Below are 1600 nucleotides of genomic sequence, written 5' to 3' on the forward strand. Positions count from 1 at the left end.
TTTCTTAACAAAAAGAGAAGAAACTTAAAAAAAGGGGAAACGATTGATAGGTATAGTTTTGAAAGAAGGAATTAAGGTGGAGGTGAGCAAAAAAATGGAGAAATGGGCAGCCCAAGAATTACAGTATGCAGACCTAGGGGATACCAGAAGAAAGAAAAGGTTAATCAGTATCGTGGAAAACTTGGCCAGTCAACCCAGTACAAGTGTGCCACAAGTTTCGGGAAATCTAGCCGCAGCGAGTGCCACCTACGACTTTTGGAATTCCCCCTATTTTCACCCCTCAGATCTAATTGCCGCCCAAGCCAAAAGTACAGTAGAAAGAATCAAAGAACATCCAATAGTTTTGGCAGTTCAAGACACAACAAGTTTAGACTTTACGACGCAAAAAGCCAAAAAAGGCATGGGTTATCTAGATTGTCAAACATCCTTTGGTCTCAAAGTTCATACCACATTAGGAGTGTCACCGCAAGGAATACCTTTAGGACTAATTAATCAATATGTCTGGGCAAGAGAAGAAAAGAATTTAGGGATGGCCAAGCAACGCAAAAAAAGAGAAACCCAAGAAAAAGAAAGTCAAAGATGGTTAGATTCTTGGTCAGAAACACAACAACAAATACCCGAAGAAATTCAAGTAGTAACAATCGGAGATTGTGAAGCAGACATATTTGATTTATTTGCCCAATCAAGAAGTCCTAACTCTCATTTATTAATCCGAGGAACTCATAACCGAAAAGTTAACTATCTCGAAGACAAGCAAAGGTCAGGGCATCCAGAGCCTAAATATTTACATCAATCCATCAGAGAAATAAAAGCCTGTGGTAGCCTAGATGTGCAAGTAAAACGCAATCCTAATCACGAGGCTAGACTAGCTAAACTAACAGTTAGATTGGCCAGTTTTGAAATACAAGTACCTAGCCATCACCCCAAGGCGAACCCTCGTCAACCTGTCAAATTACAGGTAATTTTAGCCGAAGAAGAAAATCCTCATCCCGGAGTTAATTCTATCAGTTGGCTCCTCTTAACTAGCCTGAACATTAGTAGCTTTGAATCGGCGATAACCTGCGTGCGCTGGTATAGTTATCGCTGGTTGATAGAACGCTATCATTTTGTTTTAAAAAGTGGTGGTGGATTAGAAAAACTGCAATTAGAAACGGGTAGGAGAATTGAGATGGCCTTAGCTACCTATTCAATTGTAGCTTGGAGATTACTCTGGTTAACCTATCAAGCACGCTTACACGGAGAGGAGAGTTGTGAAAGTTTTTTGGAAGAACATGAATGGCAATCTTTGTGTGCCACTATTCATAAAAAGAGTCCGCCACCTGAAAAGCCGCCCTCCTTTAGAGAAGCGGTCAGAATGATTGCTTCTCTTGGGGGTTTTTTAGGTAGAAAAGGTGACCCTTCGGCTTCTCTCAGGGTCAACGGTGAACCTGGTGTTAAAACTATTTGGTTGGGACTGCGAAGGCTAAGTACAGGACAAAAATTGTAGGGAATGAAGAAAATCCCGATGATTAGGCAAAGAAGGGTTAAGAATCAGATGACGAAGATGGTCAAAACCTAAGCGAAAAAGACTCTTAGCACGACGACCGTGTTTCTTGAGGGG

The 1600-nt window shown here is 41.2% G+C and carries 1 protein-coding gene and 1 pseudogene; one reads left to right on the forward strand and one right to left on the reverse strand.

Annotated elements, in window-relative coordinates; genetic code table 11:
- Positions 1-94 precede the first annotated feature (94 nt).
- Positions 95-1486: an IS4 family transposase gene (locus O9334_RS04255; protein WP_287999546.1), complete on the forward strand. Its 1392-nt coding sequence runs from the start codon at positions 95-97 to the stop codon at positions 1484-1486.
- Here the strand turns inward: O9334_RS04255 and O9334_RS04260 are convergent.
- Positions 1463-1600: pseudogene (locus O9334_RS04260) on the reverse strand (IS4 family transposase); the annotation flags it as partial. The gene O9334_RS04255 and the pseudogene O9334_RS04260 sit on opposite strands and share 24 nt — an antisense overlap.

The sequence above is a fragment of the Microcystis sp. LE19-8.1F genome (assembly GCF_027531715.1).
GTDB lineage: Bacteria > Cyanobacteriota > Cyanobacteriia > Cyanobacteriales > Microcystaceae > Microcystis > Microcystis wesenbergii_A.

Bases quoted from the DNA above. Each gene is read 5' to 3' on its own strand.
- O9334_RS04255 (WP_287999546.1), top strand. From the start codon at position 95: ATGGAGAAATGGGCAGCCCAAGAATTACAGTATGCAGACCTAGGGGAT.